This is a genomic window from Aquitalea aquatilis (assembly GCF_005155025.1).
Classification (GTDB): Bacteria; Pseudomonadota; Gammaproteobacteria; order Burkholderiales; family Chromobacteriaceae; genus Aquitalea; species Aquitalea aquatilis.
On the sequence record NZ_CP039731.1, the window covers coordinates 1,658,843 to 1,675,673 of the forward strand.

20 protein-coding genes are annotated in these 16,831 nt (G+C 61.6%); 8 read left to right on the top strand and 12 right to left on the bottom strand.

Features of this window, described 5'->3' with window-relative positions:
- Positions 1–18 precede the first annotated feature (18 nt).
- The 3 genes from FAZ30_RS07730 (at position 19) to FAZ30_RS07740 (ending at position 3,777) form a co-directional block, all read left to right on the top strand.
- Positions 19–267 (top strand): BolA family protein, encoded by a 249-nt coding sequence (locus FAZ30_RS07730; protein WP_059286005.1) that lies wholly within the window; start codon positions 19–21, stop codon positions 265–267.
- Between the two features lie 8 nt (positions 268–275).
- A complete protein-coding gene (murA, locus tag FAZ30_RS07735; RefSeq protein ID WP_137009211.1) occupies positions 276–1,529 on the top strand; it encodes a UDP-N-acetylglucosamine 1-carboxyvinyltransferase in 1,254 nt (417 codons plus the stop codon).
- A gap of 265 nt (positions 1,530–1,794) precedes the next feature.
- Positions 1,795–3,777: a methyl-accepting chemotaxis protein gene (locus FAZ30_RS07740; protein WP_158613676.1), complete on the top strand. Its 1,983-nt coding sequence runs from the start codon at positions 1,795–1,797 to the stop codon at positions 3,775–3,777.
- A 66-nt stretch (positions 3,778–3,843) separates the two neighbouring features.
- On the opposite strand, the gene FAZ30_RS20380 is transcribed toward FAZ30_RS07740, so the two are convergent.
- The 7 genes from FAZ30_RS20380 to FAZ30_RS07770 form a co-directional block, all read right to left on the bottom strand.
- A complete protein-coding gene (locus FAZ30_RS20380) occupies positions 3,844–4,005 on the bottom strand; it encodes a hypothetical protein (protein ID WP_158604645.1) in 162 nt (53 codons plus the stop codon).
- A gap of 135 nt (positions 4,006–4,140) precedes the next feature.
- Positions 4,141–4,986, bottom strand: coding sequence for an MlaA family lipoprotein (locus tag FAZ30_RS07745; RefSeq protein ID WP_246043418.1), 846 nt, complete (start codon positions 4,984–4,986; stop codon positions 4,141–4,143).
- Positions 4,987–4,989: 3 nt separating this feature from the next.
- Positions 4,990–5,283, bottom strand: coding sequence for an STAS domain-containing protein (locus FAZ30_RS07750; protein ID WP_137009215.1), 294 nt, complete (start codon positions 5,281–5,283; stop codon positions 4,990–4,992).
- Between the two features lie 11 nt (positions 5,284–5,294).
- The gene (locus FAZ30_RS07755; RefSeq protein WP_124645593.1) at positions 5,295–5,906 is read right to left on the bottom strand and encodes an MlaC/ttg2D family ABC transporter substrate-binding protein; all 612 of its coding nucleotides are present in this window, start codon (positions 5,904–5,906) and stop codon (positions 5,295–5,297) included.
- A gap of 42 nt (positions 5,907–5,948) precedes the next feature.
- On the bottom strand, positions 5,949–6,437 hold the full coding sequence (mlaD, locus tag FAZ30_RS07760) for an outer membrane lipid asymmetry maintenance protein MlaD (RefSeq protein ID WP_124645594.1): 489 nt from the start codon (positions 6,435–6,437) through the stop codon (positions 5,949–5,951).
- Positions 6,438–6,447: 10 nt separating this feature from the next.
- Entirely contained in the window at positions 6,448–7,233 is a 786-nt protein-coding gene (gene mlaE / locus FAZ30_RS07765) for a lipid asymmetry maintenance ABC transporter permease subunit MlaE (protein ID WP_059285994.1), read from the bottom strand.
- Entirely contained in the window at positions 7,226–8,044 is an 819-nt protein-coding gene (locus FAZ30_RS07770) for an ABC transporter ATP-binding protein (RefSeq protein ID WP_124645595.1), read from the bottom strand. The genes mlaE and FAZ30_RS07770 overlap by 8 nt, the downstream gene beginning before the upstream one ends.
- A 136-nt stretch (positions 8,045–8,180) precedes the next feature.
- Between FAZ30_RS07770 and FAZ30_RS20385 the strand changes: the two genes are divergently transcribed.
- Positions 8,181–8,318 carry a hypothetical protein gene (locus FAZ30_RS20385; protein ID WP_158613678.1) on the top strand — a complete coding sequence of 46 codons (138 nt, stop codon included), beginning with the start codon at positions 8,181–8,183 and terminating at the stop codon, positions 8,316–8,318.
- A gap of 66 nt (positions 8,319–8,384) precedes the next feature.
- Here the strand turns inward: FAZ30_RS20385 and dapD are convergent, their stop codons facing one another.
- Together dapD and dapC are read right to left on the bottom strand one after the other, a co-directional pair.
- A complete protein-coding gene (dapD, locus tag FAZ30_RS07775; protein WP_124645596.1) occupies positions 8,385–9,206 on the bottom strand; it encodes a 2,3,4,5-tetrahydropyridine-2,6-dicarboxylate N-succinyltransferase in 822 nt (273 codons plus the stop codon).
- Positions 9,207–9,261: 55 nt separating this feature from the next.
- Positions 9,262–10,452 (bottom strand): succinyldiaminopimelate transaminase, encoded by a 1,191-nt coding sequence (gene dapC, locus FAZ30_RS07780; RefSeq protein ID WP_124645597.1) that lies wholly within the window; start codon positions 10,450–10,452, stop codon positions 9,262–9,264.
- Positions 10,453–10,561: 109 nt separating this feature from the next.
- On the opposite strand from dapC, the gene FAZ30_RS07785 reads away from it, so the two are divergent.
- Together FAZ30_RS07785 and FAZ30_RS07790 are read left to right on the top strand one after the other, a co-directional pair.
- Positions 10,562–11,464 (top strand): DMT family transporter, encoded by a 903-nt coding sequence (locus tag FAZ30_RS07785; RefSeq protein WP_124645598.1) that lies wholly within the window; start codon positions 10,562–10,564, stop codon positions 11,462–11,464.
- The gene (locus tag FAZ30_RS07790) at positions 11,461–12,039 is read left to right on the top strand and encodes a GNAT family N-acetyltransferase (protein ID WP_233578693.1); all 579 of its coding nucleotides are present in this window, start codon (positions 11,461–11,463) and stop codon (positions 12,037–12,039) included. The genes FAZ30_RS07785 and FAZ30_RS07790 overlap by 4 nt, the downstream gene beginning before the upstream one ends.
- A 58-nt stretch (positions 12,040–12,097) precedes the next feature.
- Here FAZ30_RS07790 and FAZ30_RS07795 read toward each other — a convergent pair whose 3' ends face one another.
- Positions 12,098–12,313, bottom strand: a complete 216-nt coding sequence (locus FAZ30_RS07795; protein ID WP_103524424.1) for a SlyX family protein — start codon at positions 12,311–12,313, stop codon at positions 12,098–12,100.
- 155 nt (positions 12,314–12,468) lie between these two features.
- On the opposite strand from FAZ30_RS07795, the gene FAZ30_RS07800 reads away from it, so the two are divergent.
- A complete protein-coding gene (locus FAZ30_RS07800; RefSeq protein WP_124645599.1) occupies positions 12,469–12,765 on the top strand; it encodes a DUF2325 domain-containing protein in 297 nt (98 codons plus the stop codon).
- 12 nt (positions 12,766–12,777) lie between these two features.
- Here FAZ30_RS07800 and FAZ30_RS07805 read toward each other — a convergent pair whose 3' ends face one another.
- Together FAZ30_RS07805 and FAZ30_RS07810 are read right to left on the bottom strand one after the other, a co-directional pair.
- The gene (locus FAZ30_RS07805) at positions 12,778–13,527 is read right to left on the bottom strand and encodes an MgtC/SapB family protein (protein WP_124645600.1); all 750 of its coding nucleotides are present in this window, start codon (positions 13,525–13,527) and stop codon (positions 12,778–12,780) included.
- A 78-nt stretch (positions 13,528–13,605) separates the two neighbouring features.
- The gene (locus FAZ30_RS07810) at positions 13,606–14,397 is read right to left on the bottom strand and encodes a class I SAM-dependent methyltransferase (RefSeq protein WP_124645601.1); all 792 of its coding nucleotides are present in this window, start codon (positions 14,395–14,397) and stop codon (positions 13,606–13,608) included.
- Between the two features lie 109 nt (positions 14,398–14,506).
- Here FAZ30_RS07810 and FAZ30_RS07815 point away from each other — a divergent pair, with 109 nt between their 5' ends.
- Complete coding sequence (locus FAZ30_RS07815; protein ID WP_137009217.1) at positions 14,507–16,828, top strand: DNA internalization-related competence protein ComEC/Rec2; 2,322 nt, start codon at positions 14,507–14,509, stop codon at positions 16,826–16,828.
- Positions 16,829–16,831 lie beyond the last annotated feature (3 nt).

Here is a 16,831-nt window from a genome sequence, read left to right on the forward strand (position 1 = left end):
CGTTTTCAGGATGCACACATGATTTCCACCGAACAGGTCAAACAATACATCGCCGCCGGCCTTAACTGCTCCCATCTGGAAGTGGAAGGCGACGGCCATCATTTTTACGCCACCGTGGTGTCGGCGGAATTCGCCGGCAAGCGCCTGATCGACCGTCACCGCCTGGTGAAGGAAGTGATTGCCACCCGTCTGGCCAGCAATGAAATCCACGCCCTTTCCATCGTCAAGGCAGCCACGCCGGACGAGTGGGAAAAACTGCAAGGCTGATCCCCGATATGGACAAACTGAGAATTTGCGGCAATGGTCCGCTGAATGGCGAAATCCGCGTGTCCGGCGCCAAGAATGCGGCGCTGCCGATTCTGTGCACCAGCCTGCTGACTGCCGACACCATGCGCTTTACCAATGTGCCGATGCTGCGCGACATCTCCACCACCCAGAAGCTGCTGCAGGGCATGGGTGTGCGGGTGATGACCGACAATGTGCACGAAATGGAAATCACCGCCGATCACCTGGACAGCCTGGTGGCACCGTATGATCTGGTGAAAACCATGCGTGCTTCCATTCTGGTGCTGGGCCCGACCCTGGCGCGCTTTGGCGAAGCCACCGTGTCCCTGCCCGGTGGCTGTGCCATTGGCAGCCGGCCGGTGGATCAGCACATCAAGGGCCTGGTTGCCATGGGGGCGGAGGTGGTCATCGAGCATGGCTACGTCAAGGCCAAGGCCGCGCGTCTGCGTGGCGCGCACATCGTGATGGATGTGGTGACCGTGGGGGGTACCGAAAACCTGCTGATGGCAGCCGCACTGGCCGATGGCACCACCATTCTGGAAAACGCCGCACGCGAACCGGAAGTGACTGATCTGGCCAACTGTCTGGTGGCCATGGGTGCGCGCATCAGCGGCATCGGTACCAACCGTCTGGTGGTCGAGGGAGTGGACAAGCTGCATGGCTGTGAATACGCCATCATGCCCGACCGTATCGAAGCCGGTACCTTCCTGGTGGCCGCTGCCATTACCCAGGGGCACCTGATCCTGCGCAATGCCGCTCCGCGCAGCATGGAGTCGGTGCTGGACAAGCTGGTGGAAGCCGGTGCGATTGTCGAGGCTGGCGATGACTGGATTTCGCTGGACATGAAGCGCCGCCCGAAAGCCATCAATTTCCGTACCCTGCCTTACCCGGCTTTCCCGACCGACATGCAGGCACAGCTGATGACGCTGAACTGTGTGGCAGAAGGTACCGGCATCGTGACTGAAACCATCTTCGAAAACCGTTTCATGCATGTGCCGGAGCTGAACCGCATGGGCGCGCGCATTGAAGTGGAAGGCAATACCGCCGTGGTGCACGGTGTGGACAAGCTGTCCGGTGCCACGGTAATGGCAACCGACCTGCGCGCCTCGGCCAGCCTGGTGCTGGCCGGCCTGGTGGCGCAAGGCGAAACCATCGTCGACCGCATCTATCACCTGGACCGCGGCTACGAATACATCGAGAAGAAACTGGGCGCTGTCGGCGCGCAGATCGAACGTATCAGCTAAGACCTGTCGTTTGCGCCAGGATTGACGCTTAGCGTCGCTTGGCAATAATTTGACCAAATATGGCATCAATATCGCGTAAATGCGGATTGATGTCATATTTTTTGATCAAATCATAAGAATTTCTGTGAAAATGGACAGAGCGGCCAATAATAAATGGCCAGTTACAAAGGGGAAGTGCCCGGAGATTGCCCTTGGCGGGCAAACCGGACCGCTACGGCGGCATCCCTGTCGACATCACAATAATCGAGCGGCAGACGGAGTTCTTATGTTCAAAACAATCAGGAACAAGATATTGATCGGCAGCGGCCTGCTGATACTCATTGGCTTTGCCTTGTTGATCGGGCTGAATGCCTATGCCCATTACCAGCAGGCACGGGAACAGGTACGCGACAATGCGCGCCTGCTATCCGAGCGCGAGGCCGGCAATGTGCAGCGCTTGCTGGAGTCGTCCTATCACGCGGTAGAGACGCTGGCCGAAGCGGCTGGTGCAGTCAAACGCAATATGCCGGCCAATGGCCGGCAGCTGGTGTCGGAGATGACCCGAGCCCAGCTGCCGCATAATCCGGATGCGGTCGGCTACTGGGTCATCTGGGACCCCGACGCCTTCGATGGGCGCGACAAGGAGCTGGCTGGCAGCGAGCACAATGACAAGCAAGGCCGCAGCGGTGTGTATTGGTTCAACAAGGGTGGCAAGGTGGATGTGGTGTGGGGTGGCGAAGGTGTGGATGCCAGCGACTACTACAAGCTGCCCAAGGCCAGTGGCAAGCCGGTCCTGACCGAGCCCTATGTGGATGAAGACATCAAGATACTGATGGGGACGCTGGCCATTCCGCTGCAAGTGGATGGCAAGGTGCTGGGCGTGGCCGGGGTCGATCTGGCACTGGGCCATTTGCGCGAGCTGGCCGCCAAGGTCAAGCCTTATGGCAGCGGTGCGATGAGCCTGTACTCCAACAAGGGCGTCATGCTGGCGGGGCCGGAGCAAGGCCTGATCGGCAAGCCGGACCCGAGCCTGCCTGCCGAGATCAAACAGGCTATCGAGAGCGGCAAGGAAGTGCAGTACGAGACTGCCGATGGCCTGTGGCATTTCGTGCTGCCGGTGCGGGTGGGGGACATCGCCCAGCCATGGGCGGTGCGCATCAGCATTCCGCCGGCGGCCGCACTGGCACCGGTTTGGGCGGCGACCTGGCAGTCGGTGGCCGTTAGCGTGGCCATTCTCTTGCTGATCCTGCTGCTGCTGGGGCTGACGCTGACCTACCTGCTGCGTCCGCTGGGACGGCTGCAAAGCGCAATGACCGAACTGGCCAGCGGCAGTGGGGATCTGACACGGCAGCTGGCCATCATCAGCAGCGATGAAATCGGTGCGGCCGCCTCGGCCTTTAACCGCTTTACCGGCTCGCTGCATGACATGATGCTGGATGTACGCGGCCATGCGTCTGGCGTGTCCGGTTCGGTGCGCACCATGACGGTGGATATCGGCCAGATTCGCGACAGTTCGGCACGGCAGTCGGAAGCGGCCAATGCCACCGCCGCCAGTGTGGAAGAGTTGTCGGTCAGCATCAGCCTGATTGCCGATGCCAGCAAGTCGGCCGAACGTCTGGCGCATGAGGCCGGCGGCATGTCGGCACAAGTGGCTGACAGTGTGCATGCCACCTCGCGCGAAATCAGCGGTATTGCCGATACCGTGCGTGGGCTGGCCAAGGTGATGTCCGGCTTGCAGCAGCGCTCCGGCGACATCAGCAGCATCATCAATGTGATTCGCGATATCGCCGATCAGACCAATCTGCTGGCGCTGAATGCGGCGATCGAGGCTGCGCGTGCGGGTGAGCAGGGGCGTGGCTTTGCCGTGGTGGCGGACGAAGTGCGCAAGCTGGCGGAGCGTACCTCGCAGGCCACGCTGGAAATCGGTGGCATGATCCAGGCCATCCAGCAGGATACCCAGCGGGCGGCCGGCAGCATGGAAGGGGCGCTGTCACAGGTGGAAAGTGGCGTCAGGCAAGCCGAACTGGCCGCCTCGTCGATCACCCGCATTACCGACAATAGTCAGCAGGTGGTGCGCACGGTTGGGGATATTGCCGTCGCAACGGCAGAACAGTCCACCGCCAGCCAGGAGATTGCCCAGCATATTGAAAGCATCCACAACATGTTGCAGCAGTCGGATGAGTCGGTGCGTCAGAGCTATCTGGCCATCGAAACCCTGCATCAGCTGGGAGACGAGCTGGAAGCCCTGATCGGGCGCTTCAAACTGTAGCGCAGTGGCTCATGCCCGATGTACAACAAGCGGCCTTGTGGCCGCTTTTTCTTTGCTGCGTGGCACTCAATGCAGAATCTGGATGGCTTGCTGCGGATGTTCGGCGCTGTATTCGGCGATGGCCTCTTCCAGTAGCTCGGGAGTCAGGTATTGGCCGTTGGAAACGGCATGGCGCAGACAGCGGGTCAGGTATTCCAGTGCTTGTTGCGGGATGCGGCGGTCTTCCATGATCAACTCCGATTAAATAATTTAGTAAATTCTAATATTTATGCCGGACATGATCTTGTGCCAGATCAAGCGCCGCTGCGCTATCAATGAAAAAGGCAGCCTGCTGGCTGCCTTTTATCTGTCAAAGCGGAAGGCTTATTGCGCAGCAGAGGCTGCGGCGTGTGCGGCTGCCGAGGCTTCGGCATGGCTGTTGGCACTGGCCGCAGGGGCAGCTTCTGCGGCAGGGGCCGAAGCAGCGGCCGGGCTGCTGACCAGATCGTCGATATTCATGTCGTCGTTCTGGGTCGGATTGGGTTGGCCCAACTGCCTGGCCCGCAATTGCAGGAAGCCGTCACGCATATAAGTGTAGGGGTCGATGGCTGCCGCCGACAGGCTGTCATCCAGGTCCAGATAACGGGCGCGGGTATTGATGCCGTACACCCCGTAGAAAGCGACCGCCTCGTTGGTATTGTGGTAGACCAGATGCTCCGGCCCATTGATGCCCAGCGATACACCCAGCCCCAGACCATCGCGTACCGTGCTGGGACCAAAGAACGGCAGCACCAGGTAGTTGCTGCTCTTCCAGCCCCAGTGAGCAAAGGTGTCACCCAGCGAGGTCTTGTTGTTCTTCAGGCCGGCGGGGGTGGCGATGTCGATCAGGCCAAACAAGCCAAAGGTGCTATTCAGCGCTACCCGCATGATGTCGTTGAGCGCTTTTTCCGGCTCGGCCTGCAGCAGGTTGTTGGCGGCGCTGTACACATCCTTGAAGTTGTCGAAGAAGTTGCCAACAGCCGTGCGGAAGGGGCCTGGCGTAACGGCGCGATAGCCCTGGGCGGCCGGTTTCATCACCCATCGGTCAGCGGCATCGTTGAACAAATACATCGAGCGGTTGAATGATTCGTACGGGTCTTGCGGCGTGGCCGGGTGGGGGCTGGCACAGCCGGCCAGCAGCAGGGTGCCGACCAACAGACTCGCGGGCAGCAGGCGATGCTTGCGGGTCATGGTTTACTCTCCTTGCGGGCTGGCCAGCAGCTCGCGCAGTGCATACAGTTCAACAAGATCGGACAGGCGGGCGGGCCAGTTCTGCAGCTGCAGGGTCTGACCGGCCTGCTCTGCGGCACGGCGGCAGGCCAGCAGCAGGGCGACTGCCGAGGAGTCCGCTTCGCTGATGCCGGACAGGTCCAGCTGCAGCGGGGCGCGGGCGACACGGGCAGTCAGGGGGGCCAGCAAGGCACCACTGCTGTTCATGTCCAGCTTGCCGGACAGGCGGCCCTGCCCGGTGGCGGTTTCCTCGAACATGGTGTGCGTCCTTATTTGGCAGCCGGCAGGGCGGCGTTCTTGTCCTGCAGCATCTTGATCAGGCCATCCACACCACTCTTGTTGATTTCCTGATTGAACTGGTTGCGATAGACGGTGACCAGGCTGGCACCTTCCACGCTGACATTGAAAATTTTCCAGCCTTGCGCTGTCTTGTACAGGGTGTAGTCGACGGCAACCGGGCCCTTGTCGTTGCCCGGCAGGGTAACGGCAGACTTGACGGTGGCTTCGCGGCCACTGTTGCCGACGACGACATTAGGCTGAATGTCGATCTGGGCGCTCTTGAACCGGGTCATGGTGGTGGAGTAGGTACGCACCAGCAGGGTCTGGAATTGCTGTGCCAGCGCGCCTTGCTGCGCCGGGCTGGCCTGACGCCAGCCCAGGCCGACGGCCAGGGCAGTCATGCGCTGGAAGTCGAATTGCGGCACGGCCAGCGCTTCAACCTGCTGACGGATCTGCTTGGTGTTCTTGCCGTTTTCCTGCTTCAGGACATCCATGATCTGGCGCGAGGTGTCGCGTACCAGATCAGCCGGATTGTCGTTGGCAGCCATGGTGTGGGCGCTCAGGCCCAGCAGGACGAGAAAGCATGCGATCAGTTTTTTCATGATGTGTGTCAGTCTTTATTGGTTATGCACTATGTCTGGAATTTACTGCGCGGCCGAGGCAGTGCTCTTGGCCGTATTGCCGCCGGAGAAGCTGGTCATGAACTTGCCGATCAGCTGTTCCAGTACCAGGGCAGACGAGGTCAGCGTGATGTGCTCGCCGGCTTTCAGTTCGTCCGGGTCTCCCCCTTGCAGCAGGCCGATGTACTGCTCGCCCAGCAGGCCGGCAGTCAGGATTTCGGCGCTGGCGTCCCGGCTGAAGGTGTATTGCTTGTCCAGGTTCAGGGTGACGCGGGCACGGTAGGTTTTGGTGTCCAGCTGGATGCCGCCGACGCGGCCAACCACTACACCGGCTTCCTTGATCGGTGCCTTCACCTTCAGGCCGCCGATATTGTCAAAATCGGCATACAGGGTGTAGGTCTGGTCCGCGCTTTGCGGTGTGAGATTGGCCACCTTGAGCGACATGAACACCACCGCCGCAATGCCGACTGCCACAAACAGGCCTACCCACAAATCAATAGTAGAGCGTTTCATTACCCATTTCCTAGAACATGAAGGCGGTGAGGACAAAGTCCACCGCCAGGATTACCAGAGCCGAAGTCACCACCGTGCGGGTGGTGGCGGCGGATACGCCGGCCGCGGTGGGCGTGGCGTCATAGCCTTCGAATACCGCGATCAGCGTGACGGCGATGCCGAAGCACAGACTCTTGATCAGGCCGTTGACCACGTCGTAGTGCAGGTCGACGTTGTTCTGCATTTGCGACCAGAAGGTGCCGGAATCAAGCCCGATCATCACCACGCCAATCAGGTAGCCGCCAAAGATGCCCATCACATTGAACATGGCCGCCAGGATGGGCATGGAGATCACCCCGGCCCAGAAGCGCGGGGCGACCACGCGGGCGATGGGATTGACTGCCATCACGCTCATGGCGTCCAGCTGCTCGGTGGCCTTCATCAGGCCGATTTCCGCCGTCATGGCGCTGCCGGCGCGGCTGGAAAACAGCAGTGCGGCCAGCACCGGTCCCAGCTCGCGCAGCAGCGACAGGGCTACCAGCGCGCCCAGCGCATCGGCCGAACCGAAGCGCGACAGGGTGTTGTAACCCTGCAAGCCCAGCACCATGCCGACAAACAGGCCGGACACCACCACGATGATGACCGACATCACCCCGGCGAAATAGATTTCGCGGATGGTGAGGTTGAAGCGCAGCAGGCTCTGGCCGGAATAGCGCAGGATGGCCAGCAGGAAGCGGGTGATGAAACCCAGCCGCCAGATGGCGTTGATGGTGGTGTGCCCCAGCCGGCGCAGCGGTGACAGCAGCAGCTCAGTCATGCTGGCCTCCTTTCAGGCCCAGGTCCTGCTGCAGCGAAGTGCTGGCAGGATAGGCAAAATGTACCGGGCCATCGGCCTCGCCCCACATGAACTGGTGTACCCAGGGCGAGGGAGAGGCGCGGATTTCTGCCGGTGTACCCGCCGCGACCACCGCGCCATTGGAGACGAAGTAGACGTAATCGACGATATCCAGCGATTTGTGCACGTCGTGGGTCACCATGATGGAGGTGGTGCCCAGTGCATCGTTCAGCTTCTTGATCAGGTGGGCAATCACACCCAGCGAGATCGGATCGAGACCGGTAAAGGGCTCGTCGTACAGCATCAGTTGCGGGTCCAGCGCGATGGCACGCGCCAGTGCCACGCGGCGGGCCATGCCGCCGGACAGCTCGGCCGGCATCAATCCTTGTGTGCCACGCAGGCCCACGGCGGACAGTTTCATGATCACCAGATCATGAATCATGCTGTCCGGCAGCCGGGTGTGTTCGCGGATGGGGAAGGCAACATTGTCTTCTACCGACAGGTCGGTAAACAGCGCGCCAAACTGAAAGAGCATGCCCATGCGGCGGCGATGCTCGAACAGCTCGGCATGGTTCATGTCCGCCACATTGCGGCCGTCTACCAGCACCTGGCCGGCACTGGGACGGATCTGGCCGGAGATCAGGCGCAGCATGGTGGTCTTGCCACTGCCGCTGCCACCCATGATGGCGACCAGCTTGCCGCGCGGGATGGCGAGGCTGATGTTGTTCAGGATGGGGCGTTCACCATAGGCGAAGCTGACATTCCTGAATTCGATGAAATGGTCTGAAGACACGGATTTTCCGGATAAAAACACGAGTGAAGTCCCGGCTTGCTTGGGCTCAAGACAGGTGGATTTTATAGGGTTGTAGGAGTCTCGCCAAATACATAAGGTTTCAGCGTGTAACGATGTTGCATTGCAAGGACAAATCTTGACAAGTGCTGCTGGCGAAGATTGTTTAAATAAGTTTGAAGCAATAATAAAAATCACAAGTGCCGATTATTTCATTGGCATGTTGTGGCGGCAAGCTGTTTTCCGGCAATGCGTGGTGCTGGCGGCCAGAAAATGACAAAGACCCGGCAGGGCCGGGTCCGGTCAGCCTGCGCTGGCAGGGCCTGCCAGCGCGGTGTGTGGCTTATACGCCGCGCAGCAGTTCGTTGATGCTGGTCTTGCTGCGGGTTTGTGCGTCCACTTTCTTGACGATGACGGCGCAGTACAGGCTGTGGCTGCCATCCTTGGACGGCAGGTTGCCGGACACCACGACCGAGCCCGGCGGGATGCGACCATACGTCACTTCGCCGGTTTCGCGGTCGTAGATCTTGGTGGATTGGCCGATGTACACGCCCATGGAGATTACCGAGCCTTCGCCCACGATCACGCCTTCCACCACTTCGGAGCGGGCACCGATGAAGCAGTTGTCTTCAATGATGGTGGGGCCGGCTTGCAGCGGTTCCAGTACGCCGCCAATGCCGACGCCGCCGGACAGGTGCACGTTCTTGCCGATCTGGGCGCAGGAGCCGACAGTGGCCCAGGTGTCCACCATGGTGCCTTCATCGACATAGGCGCCGATATTGACGTAGGACGGCATCAGCACGGTGTTCTTGGCAATGAAGCTGCCCTTGCGTGCCACGGCACCCGGTACCACGCGGAAGCCGGCTTCCTTGAAGTGGGCTTCGCTCCAGTCATGGAACTTGGTGTCCACCTTGTCGAAGTAGCGGCTCACACCATCGTCCTGTACCACATTGTCGCGAATGCGGAAGGACAGCAGCACAGCCTTCTTGACCCACTGGTTGACGACCCAGTCGCCGTCTACCTTTTCGGCCACGCGCAGGCGGCCATTATCCAGCTCGTCGATCACCTGGCCGATGGCGGCCTTCAGTTCGGCGGATACGGTGGCGGGGGTGATGTCGGCGCGCTTTTCGAACGCCTCTTCGATCAGGGCTTGGATCGGATGCATGTGATGGAGTCCTTTGGCAAGGTGAATGGAAACAGTCATGTCTGGTGGATGTCGCTTATTGAGTAGTTGTCTTGACGAAACGCACGATGCGTTCGGCGGCAGCCTGACATTCTGCCAGTGTCGCGACCAGAGCGATACGGATATAGCCGCTGCCCGGATTCACGCCATGTGCGCTACGTGCCAGGAATGAACCCGGCAGCACGGTAATGTGCTCCTGCTCGAACAGGGCTCGGGCAAAGGCGGCATCGTCGCCTCCCGGGATTTTGGCCCACAGATAGAAGCTGGCATCCGGCAAGGCGACGTCCAGTACCTCGGCCAGTATCGGTGTTACGGCCTGGAACTTGGCGATATAAGCGGCGCGGTTTTCCTCGACGTGGGTTTCGTCATTCCAGGCGGCCACGCTGGCGGCCTGGATGGTGGGGCTCATGGCACCGCCCTGATAGGTGCGGTACAGCATGAACTTGGCCAGCAGGGCGGCGTCGCCGGCGACAAAGCCGGAGCGCATGCCCGGCGCGTTCGAGCGCTTGGACAGGCTGGTAAACATCACCAGTCGCTCAAAGCTGCGGCCGAGTTTGCTTGCTGCTTCCAGCCCGCCCAGCGGCGGCTGGCCAAAGTGGATTTCGGAATAGCACTCGTCACTGGCAATGACAAAACCGTAGCGGTCTGACAGCTCGAACAGTTTTTTCCAGTCGTCCAGTGCCATGACCGCGCCGGTGGGATTGCCCGGGCTGCAGACAAAGACCAACTGGGTGCGGGCCCAGACCTCGGTCGGCACGCTGGCCCAGTCCGGCTGGAAAGCCGTGTCGGCCGTACAGTTGACATAGAAGGGTTCGGCCCCTGCCAGCAGTGCCGCGCCTTCGTAAATCTGGTAAAACGGGTTGGGCGACAATACCACCGGTTTGACGGCCTGCTGGCTGTCGATCACGGTCTGTACAAAGGCGAAAAGGGCTTCGCGGCTGCCATTGACCGGCAGGATTTCCTTTTCGGCATCCAGCTGCAGGCCGTAGCGGCGCTGCATCCAGTCGGCGCAGGCCTGGCGCAGCTCCACGCTGCCCAGGGTGGCCGGGTAGACCGACAGGCCGCCCAGTGCATCGACCAGCGCCTGTTTGATGACGTCCGGCGTCGGGTGCTTGGGTTCGCCTATCGACAGATTGATATGCGGCTTGTCAGCCGGGACCGCACCAGCCATCAGCTGGCGCAGGCGCTGGAAGGGATAGGGTTGCAGGCTGTCCAGGTGGGGATTCACGCTTGGTTCTCTCTATGCTGTGGGAGCAGCTTGGCCATGCCAGCTGCTTCTGGTCTTGTTTGGCCTTGCTACTGCAAAGCCACAGAATCGCTCATCTTAAGAAATCGTGATGCCTCTTGTAAAACAAAAGCTTCTTGCCATCGTTGCCATTCTGACCACCGCACTGGTATGGGGCCTGATGTGGTACCCGTTTCGTGCGCTGAATGAGCGTGGTGTCAGCATCGCGCAAACCTCGCTGCAGGTATACCTGATTGCCGCCATTCTCGGCATTGCCCTGTTTTGGGATGTCTATCGCCGCCAGTTGCGCTGGCATCCGGTATTGCCGCTGCTGGCCTTGCTGTTTGGTTGGTGCAATTTCAGTTACACCTGGGCGGTGTCGGAAGGCATGGTGATGCGGGTGCTGCTGCTGTTTTACCTGTCGCCATTGTGGACGGCCTTGTTTTCCCGCCTGCTGCTGCAGGAGAGGCTGACCCGTACTGGCTGGCTGCTGGTGGGTTTGTCGCTGGCAGGTTGCCTGACCATCCTGTATCGTCCCGGCCTGCTGGAGGGTGCCGCGCTGCTCAGCCAGCGTTATGAGTGGCTGGCCCTGTCTGGCGGCATCAGCTTTGCCTTGGGCAATGTGCTGAGCAAGCGCGCCCGCAATCTGCCGGTGCCGGTGAAGTCGGCCACCATCTGGTTTGGTGTCGCGCTGATGGGCTTTATCGCACTGGCCAGTCGCCAGCAATTGGGTGCGGTGCTGCAGACGACAGGCCAAGCATGGTTGTTGCTGGCACTGCTGGGGATGACCTTGCTGGCCACCAGCATCATTTCCCAGCATGGTGTCAGCCTGTTGCCGGCCAGCCAGACCATGACATTGATGCTGCTGGAGCTGGTGTTTGCCGCGCTGTCGGCCTACTGGCTGGCCGGCGAAAACATGAGCCTGCAGGAGTGGCTGGGCGGTGCGCTGATCGCGGGTGCCAGCCTGCTCTCCGGCAAGATGACGCAGCCAGTGGCTGCACAGGAGAAAGCATGAATATCCGGCGTATGCACGCGGACGATTTTCCGGCCTTTTGGCCGACGTTTCACAGCATCATCCAGGCGCAGGACAGCTATGCCTACGACCCGCAACTGAGCGAGGAGCAGGCACGGGCGCTATGGTGCGAACTGCCGCAGGAAACCTGGCTGGCCGAAGAGGACGGGGTGTTGCTGGGCAGCTATTTTCTCAAGCCGAATGCGGCCGGGCCGGGCAGCCATGTGTGCAATTGCGGCTATATGGTGGCTACGGCAGCGCGTGGCAAAGGGGTGGCAGCGGCGCTGTGCCTGCATTCGCAGCAGCGTGGACGCGAACTGGGCTTTCTTGCCATGCAGTTCAATGCAGTGGTGGCCAGCAATACCGTGGCAGTAGCCTTGTGGAAGAAACTGGGTTTTGCCGAGGTAGGTCGCGTGCCGGGTGCGTACCGGCACCAGAGTCTGGGGCTGGTAGATTGCCTGATCATGCACAAATGGCTGCAACAGCCAGCTGCATCCGCGACGACTGCGCCGCCGGTGCAGCTGATTGCGCGCAAGAATATCGAAGCGGTGGTGGCACGCAAACGTCGCAAGGACTGATGGCCGCCGTAAGCCGGGTACGGCGAGGCGGTGCCAGGCCGGAACGAGGAAGCGAGTTTTAGTAGTGTGGCGGGATGTCGTCGCGCAGCGAGCCACCGCTGTTGCCGCTATCGGGCTGGGCAGCCTTGAACTGCTGGTAGACCAGGCGTAGCTGTTGCTGTAGCAGGTCTATCTGTTGCTGCTGGCGCGCTACGGTGGCGTTGAGGCTGTCGAGCAGGTCGTCCTGGAAGGCGATTTTCACTTCCAGTTCATTCAGGCGGTCTTCGGTATGCATGGCGGCATTTTACCTCAGGGGATGGAGCGGTGGCGCAGTCTTGAGCTGCATTGCTGGAATATCAAATCCAGTTTTTATTATTTTTAGGAATTTTCCGAGCCAGTTACAGTTTGTCCATCACCCGGCCGCAGTGCGGCACTAGGAGGAGGACTGACATGGATGCCCTGCTGATCGGTGGCGATAGCCTGGGACAGATCCCGGATGTGCTGGCCTTGTACGATATCCGCATTGCCCGCCATATTACCGGCCGCAATACCCAGCACCAGCGCAAGGTGCCGCTGCCCAAAAACACCCAGATGCTGATTCTGCTGACCGACTACCTGGGTCACAACACCATGCGTCACTATCGCGATACCGCAGCGGCGCATGGCATTCCGGTGCTGGCTTGTCGTCGTTCCGCCACGGCGGTGGCCGAGCGCTTGCGGCATGATGGCTGGCAACCGCAGGGGTGAAGCCAAGCCGGCTTAGTTGCGGGCCGGCTGAATGCTGAAGGTCTCGATGGCCTCCAGCTCCATGATGGCGCTCGACAGGTCGACCACATTGATCAGATGGTGCTTGTTGATGGCCGACACCATAAAGCTCCACTCGCTGCCGTCCGGGCCTACCTTCAACGAGATGCTTTCCTCATGCACGATCACCCCCAGGCTGCGCAGATCGCCTGAAATCTTGTCTACCGTCCAGTGCTGCTCGCCCGGCACGGTGAGATTGACATACAGGCTGAAGCGGCGGGGCAGGCGGTTTTCCATCCAGTTCAACACCCGCATGCAGGCAATGCACAGCAAGGTGACGGCGATGGCGGACAGGTAAAAGCCCACCCCCACCAGGATGCCGATCACCGAGGACATCCACACCGACGCGGCCGAGGTGAGACCGCTGATGGACATGCCTTCCTTCATGATCATGCCGGCTCCGAGAAAACCCACCCCGGTCAATACACCTTGTGCCACGCGGGTCATGTCGCCATGCATGATGTCGGCGTGCGCACCGCCATACCAGAAACCCGAATAGCCGATCATGCTGATGACGCCGGTGGCAGCCATCGACACCAGGCCATAGGTGCGCATGCCGGCAGCGCGGCCATTCGACCAGCGTTCATAGCCGACCAGGCAGCCCAGGATCAGGCCACCCAGCAGATTGCAGGTAATCAGCAGGTTGACTTCCCATTTCTGGGCCGACCAGTACTGGTCTAGCAGTTGGGCAAAGGTAATGCTCATGGAGGGCTTTCTTGTTGGTATCCGTGGGTGCCACTTCAAGGCTAGGCCTGGCCGGTCAGACAGGCAAGCAGCTTGCTGCTACTGGCTGTCAGTTTGTGGGCGCAGCGCCTTGATGATGTAGAGGTCGAAACGGGTGGATTTGCCATCCAGCACTGCCGAAGGCTTGGCCCCTTCAATCGGGGCACCCAGCCGTGGCCGCTTGACCACGACCCGCACCTTGGCCGCCGTGATGGCGGCCTCCAGCAAACGGGCGCTGTCCATATCATCGCCAATCACCTGCTGAAAGGCCTGCATGTCTTTCTTGGCGGCCGCAGTTTTCTTGTCGGTATCGGGAAACATGGGATCGACAAATACCACTTCGGGGCGTTGTTCCGGCGGCAATTGCAGCAACCAGTCCGCCGAGTTGGCATGCACCAGCTGCATGCGTGCCGCAATGGCGGCGGTATCCGCCGCGCGGGCTGCGCGTTCCAGTGCATCAAACAGCAGGGCGGCTGCCACCGGCGAGCGCTCCACCATGGTGACCTGACAGCCCAGGCTGGCCAGTACAAAGCTGTCGCGCCCCAGGCCCGCCGTGGCATCCACGATGTGCGGCAGGTCTTTGGCCCCTTTCAGTCCCACTGCCTTGGCTACCGGCTGGCCACGGCCGCCACCCTGTTCGCGGCGGTGGCGTGCGGCACCTTCGACAAACTCGGCGTATACCGCGCCATGCTTGTTGCCGGTGGTGACCAGTTCCAGCCGCTGCGGGCCCAGCTCCAGCCAGTATCCCGCGTCGGGACGCCGGCTCAGCAAGGGCAGGGCAAAGCGGCTGGCCAGTCCTTCGGCATAGTCGCGGCGCGCGCTTTCGGCGCAGAACAGGGGCGTGACGGTCATGAGGCTTCCTTGAATAACTGCCGGCACGATACGGGATGCGCCGGACGGCGGCAAGCCGCCTGTCCGGCTCGACATTGCCAGCGGCAGCGGCAAGCGGCATAACAGCCGCATGCTGAAACTCGCCTTGTTCGTGTGCGGCGTGGTGTGCTGCGCCTTTCTGCCACAGCTGCCTTCCTTGTGGAATCTGAGCGGTCTGAGCCTGTTGGCATGGCTGCTGACGCGGCTGGCCCGTCCGCGCCCGGCCATGCTGGCCGGCTTGCTGGTGGCCTTCCTGCTGGGCTTGGGCTATGCCGATGCACGGGCGCAATGGCGGCTGGCACAGGAATTACCCGCCACGCAGTGGCAGCAGCCGTTGTTGCTGGAGGGTGTGGTGCGCGGGCTGCCCGCAGCAGGGGATTATGGTGTGCGCATGCAGTTTGAGGTGGAGCGGGTGCTGACTGCCGGAGCCCATTTGCCACCGCGCGTGCAACTGACGGTATTTGCCCGCAAGGGTGAACTGGTCATGGCTGCGCCATGGCATGCCGGTCAACGCTGGCAGCTGACGGCGCGCTTTCGCCCGCGCCAGTCCACCGCCAACCCCTTCGGCTTTGATGCCGAGCAGTGGCTATGGTCGGAAGGCGTGCTGGCCAGCGGCACGGTGCAGCCTGCTGCCCGGCAGCTGGGCGAGGCGCAGGATGCCACGGCCTGGGTGGACAGGCTGCGCGAGCGGCTGGTGTTGCGTATCGAGGCGGTGCTGGGGCGCAGCCGGGCCGCCGGACTGGTGGCCGGCCTCACCGTGGGGGCGCAGCAGCGCATTGATCGTGCCGAGTGGCAGAGCCTGGCACGTACCGGGCTGACGCATCTGGTGTCGATCTCCGGCCTGCATATCACCATGGTGGCCGGCATGGTCGCTGCCCTTGTGGCAGGTGTGCTGCGCCGCTGGCCGCTGGCATTTTGTCCTCCGCGCTTGCTCATTGTCGGTAGTGGTGTCGTGGCGGCCGCCTGCTATGCGGTGCTGGCCGGCTTTTCGGTGCCCACCCAGCGCACCCTGTACATGCTGGGCTGCATGGTACTGATGCTGCTGTGGCGGCGGCACTGGTCTGGCCTGCATATGTGGTGGCTGGCCTTGACGCTGGTGTTGCTGATTGACCCGTTTGCAGTGCTGGCGCCGGGGCTATGGCTGTCTTTCGGGCTGGTGGCGGCGTTGATGTTGTCGTCGGCAGGGCGGCGTCGGCCAGCCGGTAAGGCGTACCAGCTGTGGCGAGGGCAATGGGCGGCTACCGTGGCCTCGCTACTGCCGCTGCTGAGCCTGTTTGGCAATTTTCCGCTGGTGTCGCCGCTGGCCAATGCCGTGGCCATTCCCTTTGTGTCGGTGTTACTGACGCCGCTGGCATTGCTGGCCGTGGCCTTGCCGTGGGAGTGGCCCTTGTTGCTGAGCGGCTGGCTGGCCGAGTGGTTTTACCGTGGCGTGGACTGGCTGGCGCAATGGCCCATGTTGCAACTGGCCGCCGCGCCGTGGCCGCTGTTGCTGCTGGGGGGCATCGGCAGTCTATATTTGCTGGCTCCCGCCGGCATGCCCGGTCACTGGCTGGGGGCCAGCCTGCTGTTGCCGGCCTTGTGTTATCAGCCGCCACCGCCGCAGGCCGGGGAGTTCCGGGCGGTGGTGCTGGATGTGGGGCAGGGCTTGTCGGTACTGATCCAGACCCGGCAGCACGCCCTGTTGTTTGATACCGGGGCGGCCGAGGGCGGGCGCTGGGTCTTGCCGCAATTGCAGGGGCTGGGCATACGGCAACTGGATGTCTTGCTGCTGTCGCATCACGACAAGGACCACGATGCCGCCGCTGCCGATGTTGCTGCTGCTCTGCCGGTGCGGCGCATCCTGACCGGCCAGAAGGCCACGCTGGAGCAATACGGCTTGTCCGGTCAGCGCTGCCAGCGCGCTCAGAGCTGGGTCTGGGATGGTATCCGCTTTGACGTGCTCTGGCCGCCGGCCGCGGAAGTGCTGACGGATGACAACAGTCATAGCTGTGTGTTGCGGGTGGCGGGCCAGCGGCATGCGCTGATGCTGACCGGCGATGCACCGCGTGCGGTGGAGGAGCGGCTGGTGGCGGATTATGGCCAGCAATTGCGCAGCAGTGTGCTGGTGGTTGGGCATCATGGCAGTCGTACTTCCACTGCGCCGCTGTGGCTGGAAACATTGCAGCCGCAGCTATCGGTGCTGAGTGCGGGCTTTCTCAACCGTTACCGCCACCCGCATCCGCTGGTGTTGGCGGCCCTGCAGCAACAGGGCCGGGTATTGCGTACCGATGCCGATGGCTTGCTCAGCCTGACGCTGGGGGCGGAGGTGCGTTATGACTGCTATCGCCAACAGGCGGCACGCTACTGGCGCAGTGCCGGGCCTTGTGCCCAGGATGGCGAGCCGGCAGCACCGGCATCTGCCCGGCTAAAATGAGGA